The organism is Sulfitobacter sp. PS-8MA, from assembly GCF_040933935.1.
Classification (GTDB): domain Bacteria; phylum Pseudomonadota; class Alphaproteobacteria; order Rhodobacterales; family Rhodobacteraceae; genus Sulfitobacter.
In genome coordinates this window covers 141,856-159,836 of record NZ_JBFQYJ010000002.1, presented here as the reverse complement: position 1 = coordinate 159,836, position 17,981 = coordinate 141,856, and the positions used below count along the sequence as shown (strand labels likewise).

17 protein-coding genes are annotated in these 17,981 nt (G+C 64.7%); 8 read left to right on the top strand and 9 right to left on the bottom strand.

Going from position 1 to position 17,981, the window contains the following annotated elements; all coding sequences use genetic code 11:
* Positions 1–5: 5 nt before the first annotated feature.
* The 4 genes from AB4M76_RS00890 to AB4M76_RS00875 all read right to left on the bottom strand — a co-directional run bounded on the left by AB4M76_RS00890 (position 6) and on the right by AB4M76_RS00875 (position 3,652).
* The gene (locus AB4M76_RS00890; protein ID WP_368439972.1) at positions 6–1,037 is read right to left on the bottom strand and encodes a ThiF family adenylyltransferase; all 1,032 of its coding nucleotides are present in this window, start codon (positions 1,035–1,037) and stop codon (positions 6–8) included.
* A complete protein-coding gene (gene dut, locus AB4M76_RS00885; RefSeq protein WP_368439971.1) occupies positions 1,037–1,489 on the bottom strand; it encodes a dUTP diphosphatase in 453 nt (150 codons plus the stop codon). The genes AB4M76_RS00890 and dut overlap by 1 nt, the downstream gene beginning before the upstream one ends.
* 11 nt (positions 1,490–1,500) lie before the next feature.
* The gene (gene coaBC, locus AB4M76_RS00880) at positions 1,501–2,694 is read right to left on the bottom strand and encodes a bifunctional phosphopantothenoylcysteine decarboxylase/phosphopantothenate--cysteine ligase CoaBC (RefSeq protein WP_368439970.1); all 1,194 of its coding nucleotides are present in this window, start codon (positions 2,692–2,694) and stop codon (positions 1,501–1,503) included.
* Between the two features lie 79 nt (positions 2,695–2,773).
* Positions 2,774–3,652, bottom strand: a complete 879-nt coding sequence (locus AB4M76_RS00875) for an RNA polymerase factor sigma-32 (protein ID WP_368439969.1) — start codon at positions 3,650–3,652, stop codon at positions 2,774–2,776.
* Positions 3,653–3,748: 96 nt separating this feature from the next.
* Here AB4M76_RS00875 and cobU point away from each other — a divergent pair, with 96 nt between their 5' ends.
* The 3 genes from cobU to AB4M76_RS00860 all read left to right on the top strand — a co-directional run bounded on the left by cobU (position 3,749) and on the right by AB4M76_RS00860 (position 6,456).
* A complete protein-coding gene (cobU, locus tag AB4M76_RS00870) occupies positions 3,749–4,270 on the top strand; it encodes a bifunctional adenosylcobinamide kinase/adenosylcobinamide-phosphate guanylyltransferase (protein ID WP_368439968.1) in 522 nt (173 codons plus the stop codon).
* On the top strand, positions 4,267–4,848 hold the full coding sequence (locus AB4M76_RS00865; RefSeq protein ID WP_368439967.1) for a histidine phosphatase family protein: 582 nt from the start codon (positions 4,267–4,269) through the stop codon (positions 4,846–4,848). The genes cobU and AB4M76_RS00865 overlap by 4 nt, the downstream gene beginning before the upstream one ends.
* Before the next feature lie 72 nt (positions 4,849–4,920).
* Positions 4,921–6,456 carry a YifB family Mg chelatase-like AAA ATPase gene (locus AB4M76_RS00860; RefSeq protein WP_368439966.1) on the top strand — a complete coding sequence of 512 codons (1,536 nt, stop codon included), beginning with the start codon at positions 4,921–4,923 and terminating at the stop codon, positions 6,454–6,456.
* On the opposite strand, the gene AB4M76_RS00855 is transcribed toward AB4M76_RS00860, so the two are convergent.
* The 4 genes from AB4M76_RS00855 to rsmI form a co-directional block, all read right to left on the bottom strand.
* On the bottom strand, positions 6,401–7,333 hold the full coding sequence (locus tag AB4M76_RS00855; protein ID WP_368439965.1) for an alpha/beta hydrolase: 933 nt from the start codon (positions 7,331–7,333) through the stop codon (positions 6,401–6,403). The two genes, AB4M76_RS00860 and AB4M76_RS00855, sit on opposite strands and share 56 nt — an antisense overlap.
* Positions 7,330–8,265, bottom strand: a complete 936-nt coding sequence (gshB, locus tag AB4M76_RS00850; RefSeq protein WP_368439964.1) for a glutathione synthase — start codon at positions 8,263–8,265, stop codon at positions 7,330–7,332. The genes AB4M76_RS00855 and gshB overlap by 4 nt, the downstream gene beginning before the upstream one ends.
* Positions 8,266–8,371: 106 nt before the next feature.
* Positions 8,372–8,770 carry a YraN family protein gene (locus tag AB4M76_RS00845; protein WP_368439963.1) on the bottom strand — a complete coding sequence of 133 codons (399 nt, stop codon included), beginning with the start codon at positions 8,768–8,770 and terminating at the stop codon, positions 8,372–8,374.
* Between the two features lie 12 nt (positions 8,771–8,782).
* The gene (gene rsmI / locus AB4M76_RS00840; protein WP_368439962.1) at positions 8,783–9,643 is read right to left on the bottom strand and encodes a 16S rRNA (cytidine(1402)-2'-O)-methyltransferase; all 861 of its coding nucleotides are present in this window, start codon (positions 9,641–9,643) and stop codon (positions 8,783–8,785) included.
* An 87-nt stretch (positions 9,644–9,730) separates the two neighbouring features.
* Between rsmI and AB4M76_RS00835 the strand changes: the two genes are divergently transcribed.
* The 4 genes from AB4M76_RS00835 (at position 9,731) to murJ (ending at position 16,028) form a co-directional block, all read left to right on the top strand.
* The gene (locus tag AB4M76_RS00835) at positions 9,731–10,912 is read left to right on the top strand and encodes a penicillin-binding protein activator (protein WP_368439961.1); all 1,182 of its coding nucleotides are present in this window, start codon (positions 9,731–9,733) and stop codon (positions 10,910–10,912) included.
* 1 nt (position 10,913) lies between these two features.
* A complete protein-coding gene (locus tag AB4M76_RS00830; RefSeq protein ID WP_368439960.1) occupies positions 10,914–13,694 on the top strand; it encodes a [protein-PII] uridylyltransferase in 2,781 nt (926 codons plus the stop codon).
* Between the two features lie 129 nt (positions 13,695–13,823).
* Positions 13,824–14,375, top strand: coding sequence for a CHAP domain-containing protein (locus AB4M76_RS00825; RefSeq protein WP_368439959.1), 552 nt, complete (start codon positions 13,824–13,826; stop codon positions 14,373–14,375).
* A gap of 111 nt (positions 14,376–14,486) precedes the next feature.
* Entirely contained in the window at positions 14,487–16,028 is a 1,542-nt protein-coding gene (gene murJ, locus AB4M76_RS00820) for a murein biosynthesis integral membrane protein MurJ (RefSeq protein ID WP_368439958.1), read from the top strand.
* Here the strand turns inward: murJ and AB4M76_RS00815 are convergent.
* Positions 16,025–16,711, bottom strand: a complete 687-nt coding sequence (locus tag AB4M76_RS00815) for a rhomboid family intramembrane serine protease (RefSeq protein WP_368439957.1) — start codon at positions 16,709–16,711, stop codon at positions 16,025–16,027. The genes murJ and AB4M76_RS00815 overlap by 4 nt on opposite strands.
* Before the next feature lie 73 nt (positions 16,712–16,784).
* On the opposite strand from AB4M76_RS00815, the gene trpS reads away from it, so the two are divergent.
* Positions 16,785–17,801 (top strand): tryptophan--tRNA ligase, encoded by a 1,017-nt coding sequence (trpS, locus tag AB4M76_RS00810; protein ID WP_368439956.1) that lies wholly within the window; start codon positions 16,785–16,787, stop codon positions 17,799–17,801.
* Positions 17,802–17,981 lie beyond the last annotated feature (180 nt).

Here is a 17,981-nt window from a genome sequence, read left to right as displayed (position 1 = left end):
TGCAATCACCCGCCGCAGGTTTCGCAGCCCTTTCGCCGGGCGATCGCGATCTGGCGGCTTTCGCCATAGAGCCCGTCATAGATCATCATCTGCCCGCGCAGCACGCTGCCCGCGCCGGTGATCAGCTTGACCGCCTCCAGCGCCATCATCGTGCCGATCACGCCGGGCAGCGGGCCGATCACCCCCGCCTCGGCGCAGGAGGGCGCAAGCCCCGCGGCGGGCGCTTCGGGAAATATGCAGCGATAGCAGGGCGCGCCACGGGCCGGATCAAAGACGCTGAGCTGCCCCTCCCATTGGCTGAGCGCGCCCGAGATCAGCGGCACGCCGGCCGCGACGCAGGCGGCGTTGACCCGGTAGCGGGTGTCGAAATTGTCGGTGCCGTCGAGCACCAGATCATAGTCGGCCACCAGATCGGCGGCGATGTCATCGGTCAAACGGCGGTGGTAGGGGCGCACGGTGACATGGGGGTTCTGTGCCAGCATTTCAGCTTGGGCCGAGAAGACCTTGGGCATGCCGATGGCGGCGTCCTTGTGGATCACCTGCCGTTGCAGGTTGGCGTTTTCCACCGCGTCATCGTCGATCACCCCAATGGTGCCCACCCCCGCCGCGGCGAGATATTGCAGGGCGGGCGCGCCGAGGCCGCCCGCCCCGACAACCAGAACCTTGGCGTTCTTCAGCGCTTTCTGCCCTGCCCCGCCGACCTCGCGCAAGACGATGTGGCGGGCGTAGCGGTTCAACTCGCTGTCCGAAAATCGGCCCGGGGCCTGCGGTTCCGTCTCAGGCGTGGCCCGCGCCCGCAAGGTCGACAGACCCGAGCGGTAAAGCGCCACCAGCGCGGCAAAGCCGGCCAGCAGCAGCCAAGGCGCCGCGCTGCCCCCCGTGGCAAGGCGCAGCGGGTGATCCGCCGGAAAGACCAGATGCAAGGCCAGCAGGGCCACAAACATCACCGCGAGCAGCCCCGCCCGCAGCCCGCGCGGCATGCCGAGCAGACCGCCGCCAAACCAGATCGCCGCCGCGATGATCAGAACCGCTGCCATCAGGCCGCCCCCGTCGAGCCGAACCCGCCTGCGCCACGCGCGGTCTCGTCGAGGCGCTCGGCCAGATCGAACCCCGCCTGCACCACCGGCGCCACAATCATCTGCGCGATGCGCATGCCATGCTCGACCGTGAAGGCTTCCGCCGCGGTATTGCCGAGGATCACCCCCACCACGCCGCGATAGTCGCTGTCGATCGTGCCGGGGCTGTTGATCACCGTAAGCCCATGTTTCAGCGCCAGCCCGGAACGCGGGCGGACCTGCACCTCGAAGCCCTGCGGAATCGCCATGATAAGCCCGGTCGAGATCAGCGCCCGCGCGCCGGGGGCGAGAGTCACCGCGCCGCCGGGCAGATTGGCCCGCAGATCGGCCCCGGCGGCCCCGGTGGTCTCATAGGCGGGCGGCGGCAGGCTCTGGTCTGCGCCCTCGGCCCAGCGGAGTTTGATCGTTGTCATGGTGCCCCCCTTCAGGCCAGCGCTGCGGCGATACGGTCGGCAAGCCGGGCGGCGACGGCGTCCTTGCCCATGCGCGGCCAATCCTCGGCACCGTCCCCGGTGATCAGCGTCACCGCATTCTCGCTGCCGCCCATGATCCCGGTGCCGGGGGAGACATCATTGGCGACGATCCAGTCACAGCCCTTGCGCGCGCGTTTGGCGGTGGCATGGGCCAGCACGTCATTGGTCTCGGCGGCGAAACCCACGACGAGCGGCGGACGGCCCGTGCTGCGCTGGCTGATGGTTTTCAGAATGTCGGGGTTCTCGGCAAAGGAGAGCACCGGCAGGCCATCTTTGGATTTCTTCAGCTTGCGGTCGCTGGCCCCTTCGACACGCCAATCGGCCACCGCCGCGGCAAAGATGCCTGCATCGGCGGGCAAGGCGGCCTCTACCGCCTGCATCATCTCCGCCGCTGTCTGCACCGGCACCACTTTGACGCCCTCGGGCGCCGGCACCTCGGCCGGGCCGGTGACAAAGACCACCTCGGCCCCCAAAGCCGCAAGTGCCCGCGCAATCGCCGTGCCCTGCGCGCCCGAGGAACGATTGGCGATATAGCGCACCGGGTCGATCGGCTCATGGGTGGGGCCGGAGGTGACGACGATACGTCTGCCTTTGAGCGGCCCCGTCCCGAGCTGCGCCTCGACCGCCGCGACAATCTCCAGCGGTTCGGCCATGCGCCCGGGGCCGAACTCGCCACAGGCCATGTCGCCATCGTTTGGGCCGACCATGGTGACGCCATCGCCGCGCAGGGTCGCGATATTGCGCTGCGTTGCGGGATGCTGCCACATGCGCACGTTCATCGCGGGGGCAAGCAGTACCGGCGTATCGGTGGCCAAAAGAAGCGTGGAGGCCAGATCATTCGCCGCGCCCTGCGCCATCTTGGCCATGAGGTCCGCCGTGGCCGGGGCGACCACCAAAAGATCGGCAGCCCGGCTCAGCTGGATATGGCCCATCTCAGCCTCATCACCGAGGTCAAAGAGATCGCGAAACACCTTTACGCCGGTCAGGGCAGAAACCGAAAGCGGGGTGACAAACTCCTCTCCCGCGCGGGTCAGCACCGGGGTCACCCGCGCCCCGCGCTCGCGCAGGCGGCGGATCAGATCAAGCGATTTATAGGCGGCGATGCCACCCCCGATGATCAACAGAATATGTTTGCCCGACAGCATAAAGGCCCCCCGTTTGCATTCGGGAGACCTTAATCCGGGCGGCCGCGATCTGCCAGCCCCAGCGGGATGTTGCAAAGGGTCAGGCCAGGAAGGCAAAGACCTCGCGCGATTGCATCTCAAGCGACTTGCGCATCTTGCCAAAGGCCGCGGCCTCCAGCTGGCGCACCCGCTCTTTGCTCAGGCTCAGCTCATCGCCAAGGCTTTCCAAAGTGCGCGAGGGGTCCCGCAGTTTGCGCTCGCGGACGATGAACTGCTCGCGCTCCGACAGCCCCTGCATCGCGGTCAGCAACCAGTTGCGCAGCTGGGCGGTGTCATGCTCTTCCTCAACCCGCTCGGCGGCCTGCGCGCTCTCATCGGCCAGCGCTTCGATCCACTCGCGGCCCTCGTCTTCGGCAGATTGGGTCGCGTTGAGCGAATAGTCGGAGCCCGACAGGCGGCCTTCCATCATCTCAACGTCATGCAGCGGCACGCCAATCTCGGTCGAGATCATCTGGCGCAGCTGGTGTTTGTCGAGCGTCTCGCCCATGGCGGAGGCTTCGCGCTCCAACCGGGCCTGCACCCGGCGCATGTTGAAAAACAGGGATTTCTGCGAGGAGGTCGAGCCGGTCCGCACCATCGACCAATTGCGCATGACGTGGTCTTGAATGCTCGCCTTGATCCACCAGACCGCATAGGTGGAGAAGCGCACGCCCCGGTCCGGGTCAAATTTGTCCGCGGCTTTCATTAGCCCCAGACCCGCCTCTTGGATCAGATCGTTCATCGGCGCGCCGTAGCGCTTGAATTTGCCGGCCATGGAAATCGCCAGACGCATGTAGGCGGTGATCAGACGGTGCAACGCGGCCTCGTCCCGCTGGTCGCGCCAAGCATAGGCCAGCTCAAGTTCCGTATCCGCATCGAGCAACTCGGCCTTCATGGCAGTGCGGGTAAGTGAAAATTCGCGTGCGGTCTGCAATGACATATTGGATATCCCCCTTAAAGCATGGCTTGGCTTGTGATGCGCCGTTGAGAGAGATACGCAGAGCTATGCCATTTGGTTCAAATATTTGGTGAGAAGATGTTGCCAAGAAATACCTTTGCCCTAGGCGGCGCGGCTTCGGGGAAGTCTCAATGGGCCGAGGCGCTGGCAAATTCCTCTGGTTTAAGAAAGACTTACCTCGCCACCGGGCGCATTTGGGACGATGAAGTTCAAGAACGCGTGAAGATCCACCGCGCCCGGCGGGATGCCGGCTGGCGGACGGTTGAATGTCCGCTTGACCTCGCGGAACCGTTGTCGCGGCTCAGCAGTGGCGAGATTGCGCTGATCGATTGCGCGACCATGTGGCTGAGCAATCATCTGATGGAGGGTCGGGATCTTGCGCAGGCGCAGAGCGACCTGCTGCAGGCCCTGCGCCGCTGTCCCACCCCCTGGATCATCGTGTCGAATGAGGTCGGTCAGGGCATCGTGCCCGAGAACGCCATGGCGCGACAGTTCCGCGAGGCGCAGGGCCGGCTCAACATCGCGCTGGCGGCCGAGGCGGAGGCGGTGGTGCAGGTCATCGCGGGTCTGCCACAGGTGCTGAAAGGGCAGCTTCCATGACCGTGTGGCATTGGGTGCGCCACGGGCCAACCCATGAGAAGACCTTCGTCGGCTGGCGCGATGTGCCCGCTGATCTGTCGGATGCGGCGCAGATTGCACGGCTCAATGCACATCTGCCGCGCGCGGCGCTGCTGGTCTCGTCAGACCTTTGCCGCGCCGTGACCACCGCCGATGCGCTGACCCTGCCAAGCCGCGCGCGCCTGCCGAATGAGCAGGACCTGCGCGAGCTGCACTTTGGCGCATGGGACGGGCTGCATTTCAAGGAGGTCGCCGCCCGCGACCCCGAGCTCAGCCGCGCCTATTGGGAGAGGCCGGGCGATGTGGTGGCCCCGGAGGGCGAAAGCTGGAACCAGACCAAGGCGCGGGTCGATGCCGTGGTGGCCCGGATCAACGCCGCCCATCCGCAGGCCCATGTGATCGCCGTCGCGCATTTCGGCGTGATCCTGACCCAGATCCAGCAGGCGCTCGGCACCGACCCTCTGGCCGCGATGGCCCATAAGATCGACAATCTCTCGGTCACCCATCTGAGCCACACGGACGGCCAGTGGCAGATCCACGGGATCAACCAAGCGCCCTGAGCGCCTTCGCGTTAACCAATCCTAAACAAACCCTGCCTAATCCTTAACCACGTCAGGGCAGGAGAATGAGCGATGGTGGCGCGGGCCTATACGGTCGCATTTCAAGGGGTCGAGGCCCGGATGGTCGAGGTGCAATGCGCCGTGACCGCGGGGCTGCCCGGTTTCTCCATCGTCGGCCTGCCGGACAAGGCCGTGTCAGAGGCGCGCGACCGGGTGCGCACCGCGCTTGGCGCCATGGCCATCGCCCTGCCCTCCAAACGCATCACGGTGAACCTATCCCCCGCGGACCTGCCGAAAGAGGGCAGCCACTTCGACCTTCCTATCGCGCTGGCGCTTCTCTCTGCGCTTGATATCCTGCCCGATGACGTCACCCAGAATGTCGTCGCCCTGGGCGAATTGTCACTCGATGGCACGTTGGTCCCGGTGGTGGGCGCCCTGCCCGCCGCCATGGCCGCCGCCGCCCATGACCGCAGCCTGCTCTGCCCCGCCGCCTCGGGGGCGGAGGCGGCATGGGTCGGGGCGGCGCAGGTCATCGCCGCCAAAACCCTCGGTGACGTGGTGCGACACTATACCGGGCAGGTGCCGATCACCCCCGCCGAACCCGGTGAGGTGCCGCCCCCCTCTGCCTCCCGTGATCTGCGGGATGTGAAAGGTCAGGAACGCGCCAAACGGGCGCTGGAAATCGCCGCCGCGGGGCGTCACCACCTGATGATGGTGGGCACGCCGGGCTCGGGCAAATCCATGCTCGCCGCCTGCCTGCCAAGCATCCTGCCGCCCCTCACGGCCATCGAAGCGCTTGAGACCTCCATGATCCATTCGCTCGCGGGGCTGCTCGACGAAGGCGGCATCTCGCGCGGGCGCCCCTTTCGCGAGCCACACCATACCGCCTCCATGGCCGCGATCATCGGCGGCGGTCGGCGCGCCCGGCCCGGTGAGGTCTCGCTCGCCCATAACGGTGTGCTCTTCATGGACGAGTTTCCCGAATTCTCGCGCACCGTGCTGGAAACCCTGCGCCAGCCGATAGAGACCGGCGAAGTGATGATCGCCCGCGCCAATGCCCATGTAAAATACCCCTGCAAATTCATGCTGGTCGCCGCCGCGAACCCCTGCAAATGCGGCTATCTTCCCGACCCGGCCCGGGCCTGCGCGCGGGTTCCGGCCTGCGGCGAAGACTATCTGGGCCGCATTTCCGGCCCGCTGATGGACCGTTTCGACCTGCGCGTCGACGTGCCGCCCGTGCGCTATACCGACCTGAACCTGCCGCCAAGCGCCGAGGGGTCAGCCGAGGTCAGCGCCCGTGTGCGTGCCGCCCGCGACCGGCAAACCGCCCGATTTGCCGAGCACCCCACGATGTCCGCCAATGCCGATGCCCTGGGCGATTTGCTCGACAGCATCGCCAGTCCCGACAGCGATGCCCGCGCCCTGCTGCTCCGCGCGGCGGAGCGCTTTGCCCTCTCGGCCCGAGGCTACCACCGGGTCATGCGGGTCGCCCGCACCATCGCGGACCTCGACGGCGCGGCAGAGGTCCGCCGCCCGCATATGGCCGAGGCGATCAGTTTCCGCCTGCCCGATCCCGCCGGTCGTCTGGCGCAAGCGGCAAAGTCCTGATCCAGGCGGCGAGCGCCGTGAGCGTCTCCTGCGCCTCGGGCAGATGGTTTTGAAAAAGCGGCCAGACATGGGGCAGATCATGCTCTTCGCGCAGGGTCACCGACACCTCTGTCGCCTTGAGCCGCGCGGCCAGACGGCGGCTGTCATCCCGTAAAATCTCGCTATCGCTGACGCAGAGCCAGATCGGCGGTGCAGTCGAAAAATCAGCGAACAGCGGACTGGCGCGCGGGTCTCTCGCGTCCCTGCCGTTCAGGTAGAGCTGCGCCATTTCGCTCGCGCGTTCAGTCGGCAACAGCACGTCCCGCCCGGCATTCTCGCGAAAGCTCGCCCCCGAAAAGGTCATATCGAGCAATGGCGACAGACCAAAGACACCCGCCGGCAGCGCGCCCCCCTCCTGACAAAGCTCCGCCAAGAGGTTGAAGGCCAAAGCACCGCCCGCACTGTCACCGCCGATCACGATATTCTGCGCCGCGATCCCTGAATCGCGCAAAGCCTCCCAAGCCGCGCGCACATCCTCCAGCGCCTCGGGAAAGCGCGCCTCGGGCACCCGCGCATAGGTCGGCAAAACCGCCCGCGCCGCGCTGCGCGACGCGAGCCGCGCCAGCATGGCTTGATGGGTCTGCGGGCTGCCAAAGACAAACCCGCCCCCGTGGATGTAAAGAATGACCCGCGCGCCCGCGTTCGAGGGGACAAGCCACAGGGCGCGCGGACCCTTAGGCAACGTCCGCCAGACCGCCCGCACATCGCGCGGCCCGCGAAAAAACAACCGCGCCTGAAGCTCCAGAACCCGCCGCAGCAATTGCGGCGATCCGCGCGACAACAAGGGTTTCTCGGTCCAGCGCAGATAGCGGTTCAGCAGATGACGGCGCAGGCTCACCCGCGCCGCGCCTCGATCGCCTCCCAAATCTTGCCCGCGATATTCACCCCGTCAAAACGCTCCAGCTCCTGAATGCCGGTGGGGGAGGTGACGTTGATCTCTGTCAGATAGTCGCCAATCACGTCGATGCCGACGAAGATCTGACCCTTTTCCTTGAGCAACGGACCAATGGCCGCGCAGATCTCAAGATCGCGCTTCGTCAAACCAACCTTCTCAGGCCGCCCGCCGACATGCATGTTCGACCGCGTCTCGCCCGCCGCAGGCACGCGGTTGATCGCACCGACGGCCTCTCCATCCACAAGGATCACCCGTTTGTCCCCCTTCGAGACGGCCGGGAGAAACTTTTGCACAATCAAAGGTTCGCGCGAAAAGCCGGTGAACAATTCGTGCAGCGAGGTCAGATTGCGGTCGTTCGCATCCAGACGGAACACCCCTGCCCCGCCATTGCCATAAAGCGGCTTGAGGATCACATCCCCATGTTTGGCCTTGAACGCTTTGATCGTGTCAAGATCCCGGGCGATGGTGGTCGGCGGGGTGAGGTCCGGAAAATCCAGCACCATGAGCTTTTCCGGGTAATTGCGCACCCAGAACGGATCATTGACCACTAAAGTGCTGTCTTTCAGCCGGTCCAGCAAATGCGTCGATGTGATGTAATGCATGTCGAAAGGCGGGTCCTGACGCAGCCAAACCACATCGAAATCCGCAAGATCAACCTCGCGTTCCTCGCCAAACTGCGCATGTTCGCCTTGGATGCGCTGGACGGTAAAATCATGCCCCCGCGCCGTGATCCGCCCCTCTTGATAGGCAAGATGATCAGGAGAGTAGAAGAACAGCGAATGCCCCCGCGCCTGTGCTTCTTCCGCAAGACGGAAACTGCTATCCGCATTGATGTCCACGTCCCCAATCGGGTCCATCTGAAAGGCGATCTTCATTGGGGTCTCCCTGCTGCTTGCCTCGGTCACGTCCCGACCCAGACCAATGGCATAGGGTGAAAAGGACCTCCCTTAGATGGCGCAGCAGCTGCAGGGGCGCAATAGGTCAGCCCAGACCAAAGGCATTTTCAATGATTTCAGTGCCCCCCTGCCCGTCGACAAGGGCGACATCGAAACGTACCTCCGTCAGACTGCCGGCGGGTTCCCCGGCGAGAAACTCCTCCGCCGATTGGTAGATACGTTGCATCTGTCGCTGCGACAGGCTTTCCGCAGCGCGGGCAAAACTGCGGCTTTGCTTGACCTCGACAAAGATCAATGCCGCGCCATCCCGCAGGATCAGATCAATCTCCCCCGCCTGTCCGCGCCAGCGGCGCCTTGCGACGGCAAAGCCCCGTCTTTCATAGTCCTGCGCAATGCGTTGTTCGGCAGCCAGCCCCGCGTGATAGGCAAGCCGCCCCCGTTGTCGCTTTGTCGCAGAGCGTATCGGCGCAGTCGTGGTAACCATCAAACATCCCTCCTAACCCTCTTTGCCGAGCGCCAATGCGGCCTGATAGACCTGCCGCCGGGGCAAGCCATGGGCTTTGGCGACCAGATCCACCGCATCGCGCATCGAATGCTCTTGCAGCGCGCGCTTCAGGTCTGTGTCTAAGTCAAGTTGATTAACAGATTCTGAACGTCCCCGGTCAATCAGCACCACCACCTCACCTTTGGGCGCTTTGCCGAGGTAAATCTCTGCCAGGTTTTCCAGAGTGTCGCGCTGTACCTCTTCGAATTTCTTGGTCAGCTCGCGGCACATCGCGGCCTGCCGCCCGGCCCCCAGGGCCGTGGCCGCGTCCCGCAGCATGGCGCCCAGCCGTTTGGGCGATTCGTAAAAAACCAGAGTGCCCGGTATGTCCCGCAGCTTCTCCAGCGCCGTCAGGCGCGCGGCCTTGCTGCTGGGCAAAAACCCGGCAAAGAAAAACGCATCCGTGGGCAGGCCGCCCAGGGCAAGGGCTGTCAGCACCGCTGAGGGCCCCGGCGCAGTGGTCAGCATGACGCCTGCCTGCGCCGCGGCGCGGCTCAGCTCGAACCCCGGGTCGGCAATCAGCGGCATCCCGGCCTCAGAGGCATAGGCCACCGATTTCCCCTCCCCAATCGCTGCGATCAGCCGCTCTTGCACCGCGTCGCCGCTGTGGTCGTGCAGCGCCACCACCTGCCGCCCGGCGAGCGGCACCCCGTGGATTTCCATCAGCCGGCGCAGGCTGCGCGTATCTTCTGCCGCCAGCACATCCGCCGAGGCCAGCACGTCCAGCGCCCGCAATGTGATATCCCGCGCCGTGCCGATGGGGACGCCGACAAAATAAAGTCCTGGCGCTAGCTCTGTCTTTTGGAATTTCAACGCTGGACCCGCCTTTCGCAGTCACTATGATCGCGGCCATGTTCCGGCGGCATTTGCCGCCCTGTAACCACCGGGGAGTGAATACCGATGATTGCCTTTTTCCGAGCCATTCGCAAGAAGATGCACCTGCTGTTGTTGCCTCTCTTTGCGGCAATCCTCGCGGCCTGTCAGCCTGTCGCGATCACGGGCGCCAATTCCGGCGGTCCGCGCATTGATACCTCGGCCCCTGTGCCGGTGGCGCTGCTGGTCCCGCGCGGCGGGTCGGCCAGCGACAATCTGCTGGCGCAGAACCTTGAAAATGCCGCCCGGCTGGCGATGCGGGATCTGGGCGGGGTGCAGATCGATCTGCGCGTTTATGACACTGCCGGCAACGCGGGCCAAGCCGCCTCGGTGGCCTCTCAGGCGGTCAATGAGGGGGCCAAGGTCATCCTCGGGCCGGTCTACGGCGAAGCGGCCAATGCCGCGGGGGTGGCCGTGGCGGCCTCGGGCGTGAATGTGCTGTCGTTTTCCAACAACCCGACCATCGCGGGTGGCAACGTCTTTGTTCTGGGGCCGACCTTTGCCAATACCGCGAACCGGCTGGTGAGCTTTGCCAAGCGCAACGGCAAGGAGAAGATCGTTGTCCTGCATGGCCAGGACCTTGCCGGTCAATTGGGCCGCGATGCCATTCTGCAGGCGATCAGCGCCAACCGCGCCACCCTTGCCGGCACCGTGGACTATGCGCTGAGCCAGGAATCCGTGGTCGCCGCGGTGCCGCGGGTGAAAGCGGCGGTCGACAGCACGGGCGCCGATGCGCTGTTTCTGACCACCTCCTCGGCCACTGCCCTGCCGCTTTTCGCGCAATTGCTTCCCGAGGCGGGGGTGCAAGCGGCCAGCACGCAATACATGGGGCTGACCCGCTGGGATATCCCGCCGCAGACGCTGGACCTGCCCGGCGTGCAGGGCGGCTGGTTCGCCCGGCCAGATACTGTGGCCAGCAGAGCCTTTAGCGACCAGTACAGCGCCGCCTATGGCAATGATCCGCATCCGCTCGCCGGGCTGGCCTTTGACGGGATGGCGGCAATCGGCTCGCTGGTGAAAGCGGGCAAATCCAACGCGCTGACCGGCGCGGCGCTGACCCAGGGTGCGGGGTTCAAAGGCGCCAGCGGCATCTTCCGTCTGCGCCGGGATGGCACCAATGAGCGTGCCCTGGCCGTGGCGACGATCCGTGACAACCGGGTTGTCGTGCTGGACCCGGCCCCGCGTGGCTTTGGCGGCGCCGGGTTCTAAATTGGACCTGGCGAAACCGACAACATCCTCAGGCGCGGGGCCACACCCGCGCCTGATTTGCGCCCCCGAACAGATTTTCGATGGTGACAGCGTCTGGCGGGCGCTTTCACAGCTCGACACCACCCATGAAGGCGCGGCCCTGCGCGCCGATATCGTGGCGATCCTGCGCAGCACGCGCGAGGCAGGCCGCGCCGCCATTGCACAGGCTTTTGCTGAATCCCCCTTTGACGCGCGGGCGATGACCTCGTCCTATACCTATCTGACGGATCAACTGCTGCGCACCGTGCTGGGCGTTGCCAGCCATATCCTCCACCCCAATCCCAATCCGACCGAGGGCGAGCGTTTGGCGATGATCGGCGTGGGCGGCTATGGGCGGGGCGAGATGGCCCCCTTTTCCGATGTCGATCTGCTGTTCCTGATCCCCTATAAGGCCACTGCCTGGTCGGAGAGCGTGATTGAATCGATGCTCTATATCCTGTGGGATCTGAAGCTGAAGGTCGGCCATGCCACCCGCACCATCGAAGAATGCCTGCGCCTTGGGGCGGATGATTTCACCATCCAGACGGCGCTGCTGGAACATCGTTTCATCGACGGCGATCAGAGCTTGGCAGAGGCGCTTGCGACCAGCCTGAAAAACGATCTCTTCTCCGGCTCGGGCCATGACTTCATCGAGGCAAAGCTGGAAGAACGCGATAAGCGGCACCTGAAACAGGGCGAGCGCTATGTCGTGGAGCCCAATGTCAAAGAGGGCAAGGGCGGGCTGCGCGACCTGCATTCGCTGTTCTGGATCGCCAAATTCATCCATGACGTCGACCGGGTGGCCGATCTGGTCGATCTCGGCGTCTTCCGCGCCGATGAATACGATACTTTCCGCGAGGCCGAAGCCTTTCTCTGGGCCGTGCGCGGGCATCTGCACCTCCTCGCGGGCCGGGCCACCGAACAGCTGACCTTTGACATGCAGGTGCTGGTGGCCCAGGCCATGGGCTATGAGGACATGGGCGGGCGGCGCGGAGTAGAGGTCTTTATGCAGGCCTATTTCCGCCATGCCACCGCCGTGGGCGACCTGACCCGGATTTTCGTGACCGGTCTGGAAGCCAGCCATATGAAGGCCGAACCGCTGCTGGAGCGGATCTTTCGCCGCCGCCCCAAGATACGCGACGGGTTTCAGGTGGTGCACAACCGCATCGCGGTGAAGGATGATGCCGCGTTCCTGTCGGACAAGCTGAACCTGCTGCGCATCTTTGAAGAAGCCCTGCGCACCGGCATGTTGATCCATCCCGACGCCATGCGGCTGATCAAAGCCAATCTGGCGCTGATCGACGATGACATGCGCCGCACCCCCGAAGCCCGGCGCATCTTTCTTGATCTGCTGCTGAAACATGGCAACCCCGAACGGGCACTGCGGCGGATGAATGAGTTGGGCGTGCTCGGGGCGTTCATCCCCGAGTTCGAGCCGATCGTGGCGATGATGCAGTTCAATATGTATCACAGCTACACGGTCGATGAGCATACCATCCAATGTATCGCCCATCTGGCCCGGATCGAGAAAGGCGAGCTGGAGGAAGAACTGCCCGTCGCCTCCTCGATCCTGGAGCGCGGTGTGAACCGCAAAGTGCTCTATATCGCCTTGCTGCTGCATGACATCGGCAAAGGCCGCCCCGAGGACCATTCCATCATCGGCGCGAAACTGGCGCGGCGCATCGGCCCCCGGCTGGGGTTGAAGCGGGATGAGGTCGACACCGTCGAATGGCTGGTGCGCTATCATCTGCTAATGTCCGACATGGCGCAGAAACGCGACATCGCCGACCCGCGCACGGTGCGCGACTTTGCCAAGGCGGTGCAGACGGTGAAACGGCTCGACCTGCTCTGTGTGCTGACGGTCTGCGACATTCGTGGCGTCGGGCCGAACACCTGGAACAATTGGAAAGCCGTGCTGATCCGCGCGCTTTACCGCCAGACCGAACGGGCCTTGGAAACCGGGCTGGAGGACCTGAACCGAGAGAACCGCGGGGCCGAGGCCAAAAAGGCGTTGCGCGCGGCGTTGAAACACTGGCCGCGCAAGGCGCTGCAAAAGGAAACCGCGCGGCATTACCCGCCCTATTGGCAGGGGCTTCACGTCACCGCCCATGTCGCCTTTGCCGAGCTGCTGCGCGACATCGGCAATGACGACATCCGCATTGATCTGCACCCCGACGAAGACCGGGGCGCCACCCGCGCCTGTTTCGTCATGGCCGATCACCCCGGCATCTTTGCGCGTCTGGCCGGGGCGCTGGCGCTGGTGGGGGCCAATGTCGTGGATGCGCGCAGCTATACCACCAAGGACGGCTTTGTCACCGATGCCTTCTGGATTCAGGATTCCGAAGACAACGCCTATGAAGCCTCCCGCCTGCCCCGCCTGCGCGAGATGATCGAAAAGACCCTGCGCGGTGAGATCGTCGCCCGGGATGCGCTGAAATCACGCGATAAGGTCAAGAAACGCGAACGCGCCTTCAAGGTGCCGACCCATATCACCTTCGACAATGAGGGCTCCGAGATCTACACGATCATCGAGGTCGACACCCGCGATCGTCCCGGCCTGCTCTATGATCTGACGCGCACCTTGGCGGCCTCCAACGTCTATATCGCCAATGCGGTGATCGCGACCTATGGCGAGCAGGTGGTCGATACTTTCTACGTCAAGGACATGTTCGGCCTGAAATATTACGCCGAAGCCAAGCAACGCGCTTTGGAAAAGCGTCTGCGCGACGCCATTGCCGCCGGGGTCCAGCGTGCCGAAGACTAGCCTCCCCAACAAGCCGGACCCAACCGGCAGTTTCCTGCCACCCGCCATTTCCCGCTTTGCTTTTGAGCGCGGATCTTCAAACTTCTCCACACCCCGGCCCAAGCGCTGGAATTCATGAATGAGGGACATATGAGCGTATCACGCGCTGCACTGCCATACCGGCGTCTTCTGGCGCTCTGCGCCGCTCTTTTGCTGACCACCGCCTGCGCCAAAGCGCCTGATGGGATCGACAGCTTTGATTTCGGCGGGATTGATCCACAGCGCCATTTCATGGCCGTGCAGACTGCGCAGGACATGCGCGCCAAGGGTCAACGGGTTTGGTGCGTGCCCTTTGCCCGCAATGTCAGCGGCATCCAGATCCGCGGCAATGCCGAAACATGGTGGGGCAAGGCCAAGGGGCTTTATCCGCGCGGCAAAGAGCCTGTGGTCGGCGCCGTGATGGCCTTCCGCGCCACCGGGTCGATACCAATGGGCCATATCGCCGTGGTCTCCGAGATCGTCTCGCCGCGTGAGATCAAGGTGGATCACGCCAATTGGAAGCGCGATCAGGTCTCGCTCAGGATGGCGGTGATCGATGTCTCCAAGGCCAACGACTGGTCCGCCGTGCGTTTGGAAAGCCGGCCCGGCGCCTTTGGCAGCACCTATCCGATCAATGGCTTTATCTACCCCACCGGGGGGTAAGCGCCGCCGCACCCTTGCCGCGGGGTTTGCGTCCACCCCCGGCCACGCGCCGCATTGCGCCGCGCCAGCGCCCGCGCTAGGGACGGTGCAGCGCAATGTAAGGCTCCCCCGATGAAACCTATCCGTCTTATGTCCGGCTTTTTCACTGTCGGTGTCTGGACCTTGCTCAGCCGCGTGCTCGGCTTTCTGCGCGAAGTGCTGCTCTTGTCGCTGATTGGCCCCGGCCCGGTGATGGACGCCTTCGTCGCCGCCTTTCGCCTGCCCAATATGTTCCGCCGCTTCTTTGCCGAAGGCGCCTTCAACGCTGCCTTCGTGCCGATGTTCGCCAAGAAGCTGGAAGGCCAGGAAGGCGCTGGCACCTTTGCCCGCGACGCTTTCAACGGGCTCGCGCTGGTGGTGCTGGCGCTGACGGCTCTGGGGATGATCTTCATGCCCGCATTGGTCTGGGCCACCGCCGAGGGCTTTGTGGGGGACGCGCGTTTCGACCTCACCGTCGGGTTCGGCCGCATTGTCTTCCCCTATATCCTCTGCATGTCGCTGGCGGCGCTGTTTTCGGGCATTCTGAACGCCACCGGCCGCTTTGCCGTGGCCGCCGCTGCGCCGGTGCTGCTGAATATCTTTGTCATCGCCGCCATGAGCATCGCGGCTTTCACTGGCGGCGAAGTGGCGCTTTGGCTGGTCTGGTCGATCCCGCTGGCCGGTGTGGCGCAATTGGCGCTGACATGGCGCGCGGCGGCGGAGGCCGGCTTTCCGCTGCGCCCTTCCCGGCCCCGCTGGACCCCCGACATGCGCGCCCTCATCGTGATCGCCCTGCCCGCGGCCCTGGCCTCTGGCGTCATGCAGATCAACCTCGTGGTCGGGCAGTTGGTGGCAAGCCAATATGACAAGGCGGTCTCCTGGCTTTTCGCCGCCGACCGCCTGTACCAGTTGCCGCTCGGTGTGGTCGGCATCGCCGTGGGCATCGTGCTGCTGCCCGACCTGTCGCGCCGCCTGCGGGCCGGGGACGACGAGGGTGCGCAGACCGCGCTCAGCCGCGCGGCAGAGATTTCGCTGGCGCTCACGATCCCTTCGGCCGTGGCGCTGATCGTGATCCCCTTCGCGCTGGTCACCGTGCTGTTTGAACGGGGCGCGTCGAGCGTGGACGACACCGCCGCCATCGCCACGGCGGTGATGGTCTATGGCCTCGGCCTGCCCGCCTTTGTGCTGCAGAAAATCCTGCAACCGGTCTATTTCGCCCGCGAAGACACCCGCCGCCCGTTTCACTTTGCCGTGGTCGCCATGGTGGTCAACGCGGCCCTCGCCATCGGGCTGGCGCCCTGGGTCGGCTGGCTCGCCCCCGCCATTGCCGCCACGCTGGCGGGCTGGACCATGTTTGCCTGTCTCGCCCTCGGCGCACGGCGCTATGGCGCGGCGGCCAGGTTCGACGCGCGGTTTCACAAGCGCATCTGGCGCATCCTGATCGCCTCTGCCGCGATGGGCGGGGCGCTTTGGCTCGGCAATGCGGCGCTGCAACCGATGCTCGGCCTGCCGTGGTGGCGCGGGCTGGCGCTGCTCATACTGATCGCCATCGCGGCGGTCAGCTACTTCGGCATCGGCCAGGTGATCGGCGCCTTCCGCCTCTCCGAGTTCAAATCCGCCATGCGGCGCGGTTAACGCTGCTGCAACCGCGCCCGCAGTCGCGTCCATTCACCAGGCGCGACGACAAAGCTCAGGCCAAAGCCACAGAAAAACCCGGCCAGTTCCGCGACCCACAAGAGACCGGTTTCAAAAAAGATGCCCCAGAACAGCTGCAGGCCCATCAGCAGCGCAATCAGGGTAAAGGCCTGATACTGCGGCTCGCCCGACCCGATCAGCCGCCGCCACATGACGAAACTATAGCCCCCAATCAGCCCGTAGACATTGGGATAGGCGCCTGCCAGCCAGACCGGATCATTGAGCAGCGCGCCGTAAGCCAGCGCGCCGCCCAGACCCGACAGCACAAAGATCGCGACAAAAGCCAGCTGCCCCATCGCCTCGGCCACCATCTTGCCCAGAGCCAGGAGCAGCACCACAGCAAAGATCGCATGGGTGAAGCCCAGATGGATGAAAGGATAGGTCACAAAGCGCCAGATATGCTCGATGGGGAACTGCCCCGCGCCGATCATCGCGTCAAAGATCAACCCGGAAAACCCAAAGTCGCGCACCAGCCCCAGCCGCCAGCCGACGGCGCCGGGGCCGCCCACCAGCCCGGCCTCGGCCAAAGACAGCACCACCTCCACCCCGGCGATGGCCAGAAAAAGCAGGACAACCGCGGGCGGCAGCGGGTTTACGGGGGGCTGAAGATCAGGGTCTTGCATGGGCGCTCCTTGACGGGGTTCGCGGCCAGAAGTAAGCCTGCCGCGCAAGACTTTCCAGCCCAGAGGTACGTTGATGTCAGAGAACCAGTTCACCCCGCGCGTGTTTTCCGGCATCCAGCCCTCGGGCGACCTGCATCTGGGCAATTATCTCGGCGCGCTGAAACGCTTTGCCGACGCGCAGGAACAAGGCGTCCAGTCGATCTATTGCATGGTCGATCTTCACGCGATCACCGTCTGGCAAGACCCGGCGGATCTGAAGCGCAGCACCCGCGAGCTCTGCGCCGGTTTCATCGCCTCGGGCATCGACCCGGAAAAATCTATCCTGATCAACCAAAGCCAGGTGCCGGAACATGCGCAACTGGCCTGGGTCTTCAACTGCGTGGCGCGGATGGGCTGGATGGGCCGCATGACCCAGTGGAAGGACAAGGCCGGCAAAAACGCCGAGGCCGCCTCGCTGGGCCTCTTCGCCTATCCCGCGCTGATGGCCGCCGACATCCTGATCTACCATGCCACCCATGTGCCGGTGGGCGAGGATCAGAAACAACATCTTGAGCTGACCCGCGACATCGCCGCCAAGTTCAACCACGACTATGGCGTCGATTTCTTCCCGCTGGTCGAGCCGGTGATCGAAGGCGCCGCCACCCGCGTCATGTCCCTGCGCGATGGCAGCAAGAAAATGTCGAAATCGGACCCTTCCCCGGCCAGCCGGATCAATCTGACCGATGATGCCGACACGATCGCCAAAAAAATCCGCAAGGCCAAGACCGATCCCGACGCCCTCCCGTCAGAGGTCGCGGGCCTGGCCGACCGCCCCGAAGCGCGCAATCTGGTGAACATCTACGCCGCGCTCAGCGACCAGACGGTCGAAGAGGTCCTGGCAGAGGTCGGCGGCCAGCAATTCGGCACGTTCAAACCCGCGCTCGCGGACCTCGCCGTGGCGAAAATGGGCCCGATCACCGCCGAGATGAGCCGCCTGATGGCCGAGGAAGCCGAGATCGACCGCATTCTGGCACGCGGCGCCGAACAGGCCCGCGAGATCACCGCACCGATCCTCAAACGCACCTATGAGATCATGGGCATGGTGGGCTAAGACGCCCAGCCTGCCGCCCCCTCCGCGCCCACCAACCCCGGTCGCGGAGGCCCTCTTCCCCTTCATCCTTTCTTAAATACCGTCCCCACCCCGCCCCAAGGACAGGCTGCGCGTTCTATCCCACCCGCCCCATGGACAATCCCGCTGCCCTGGGCCAGTTTCGCAGCAAAAGGATAGGGG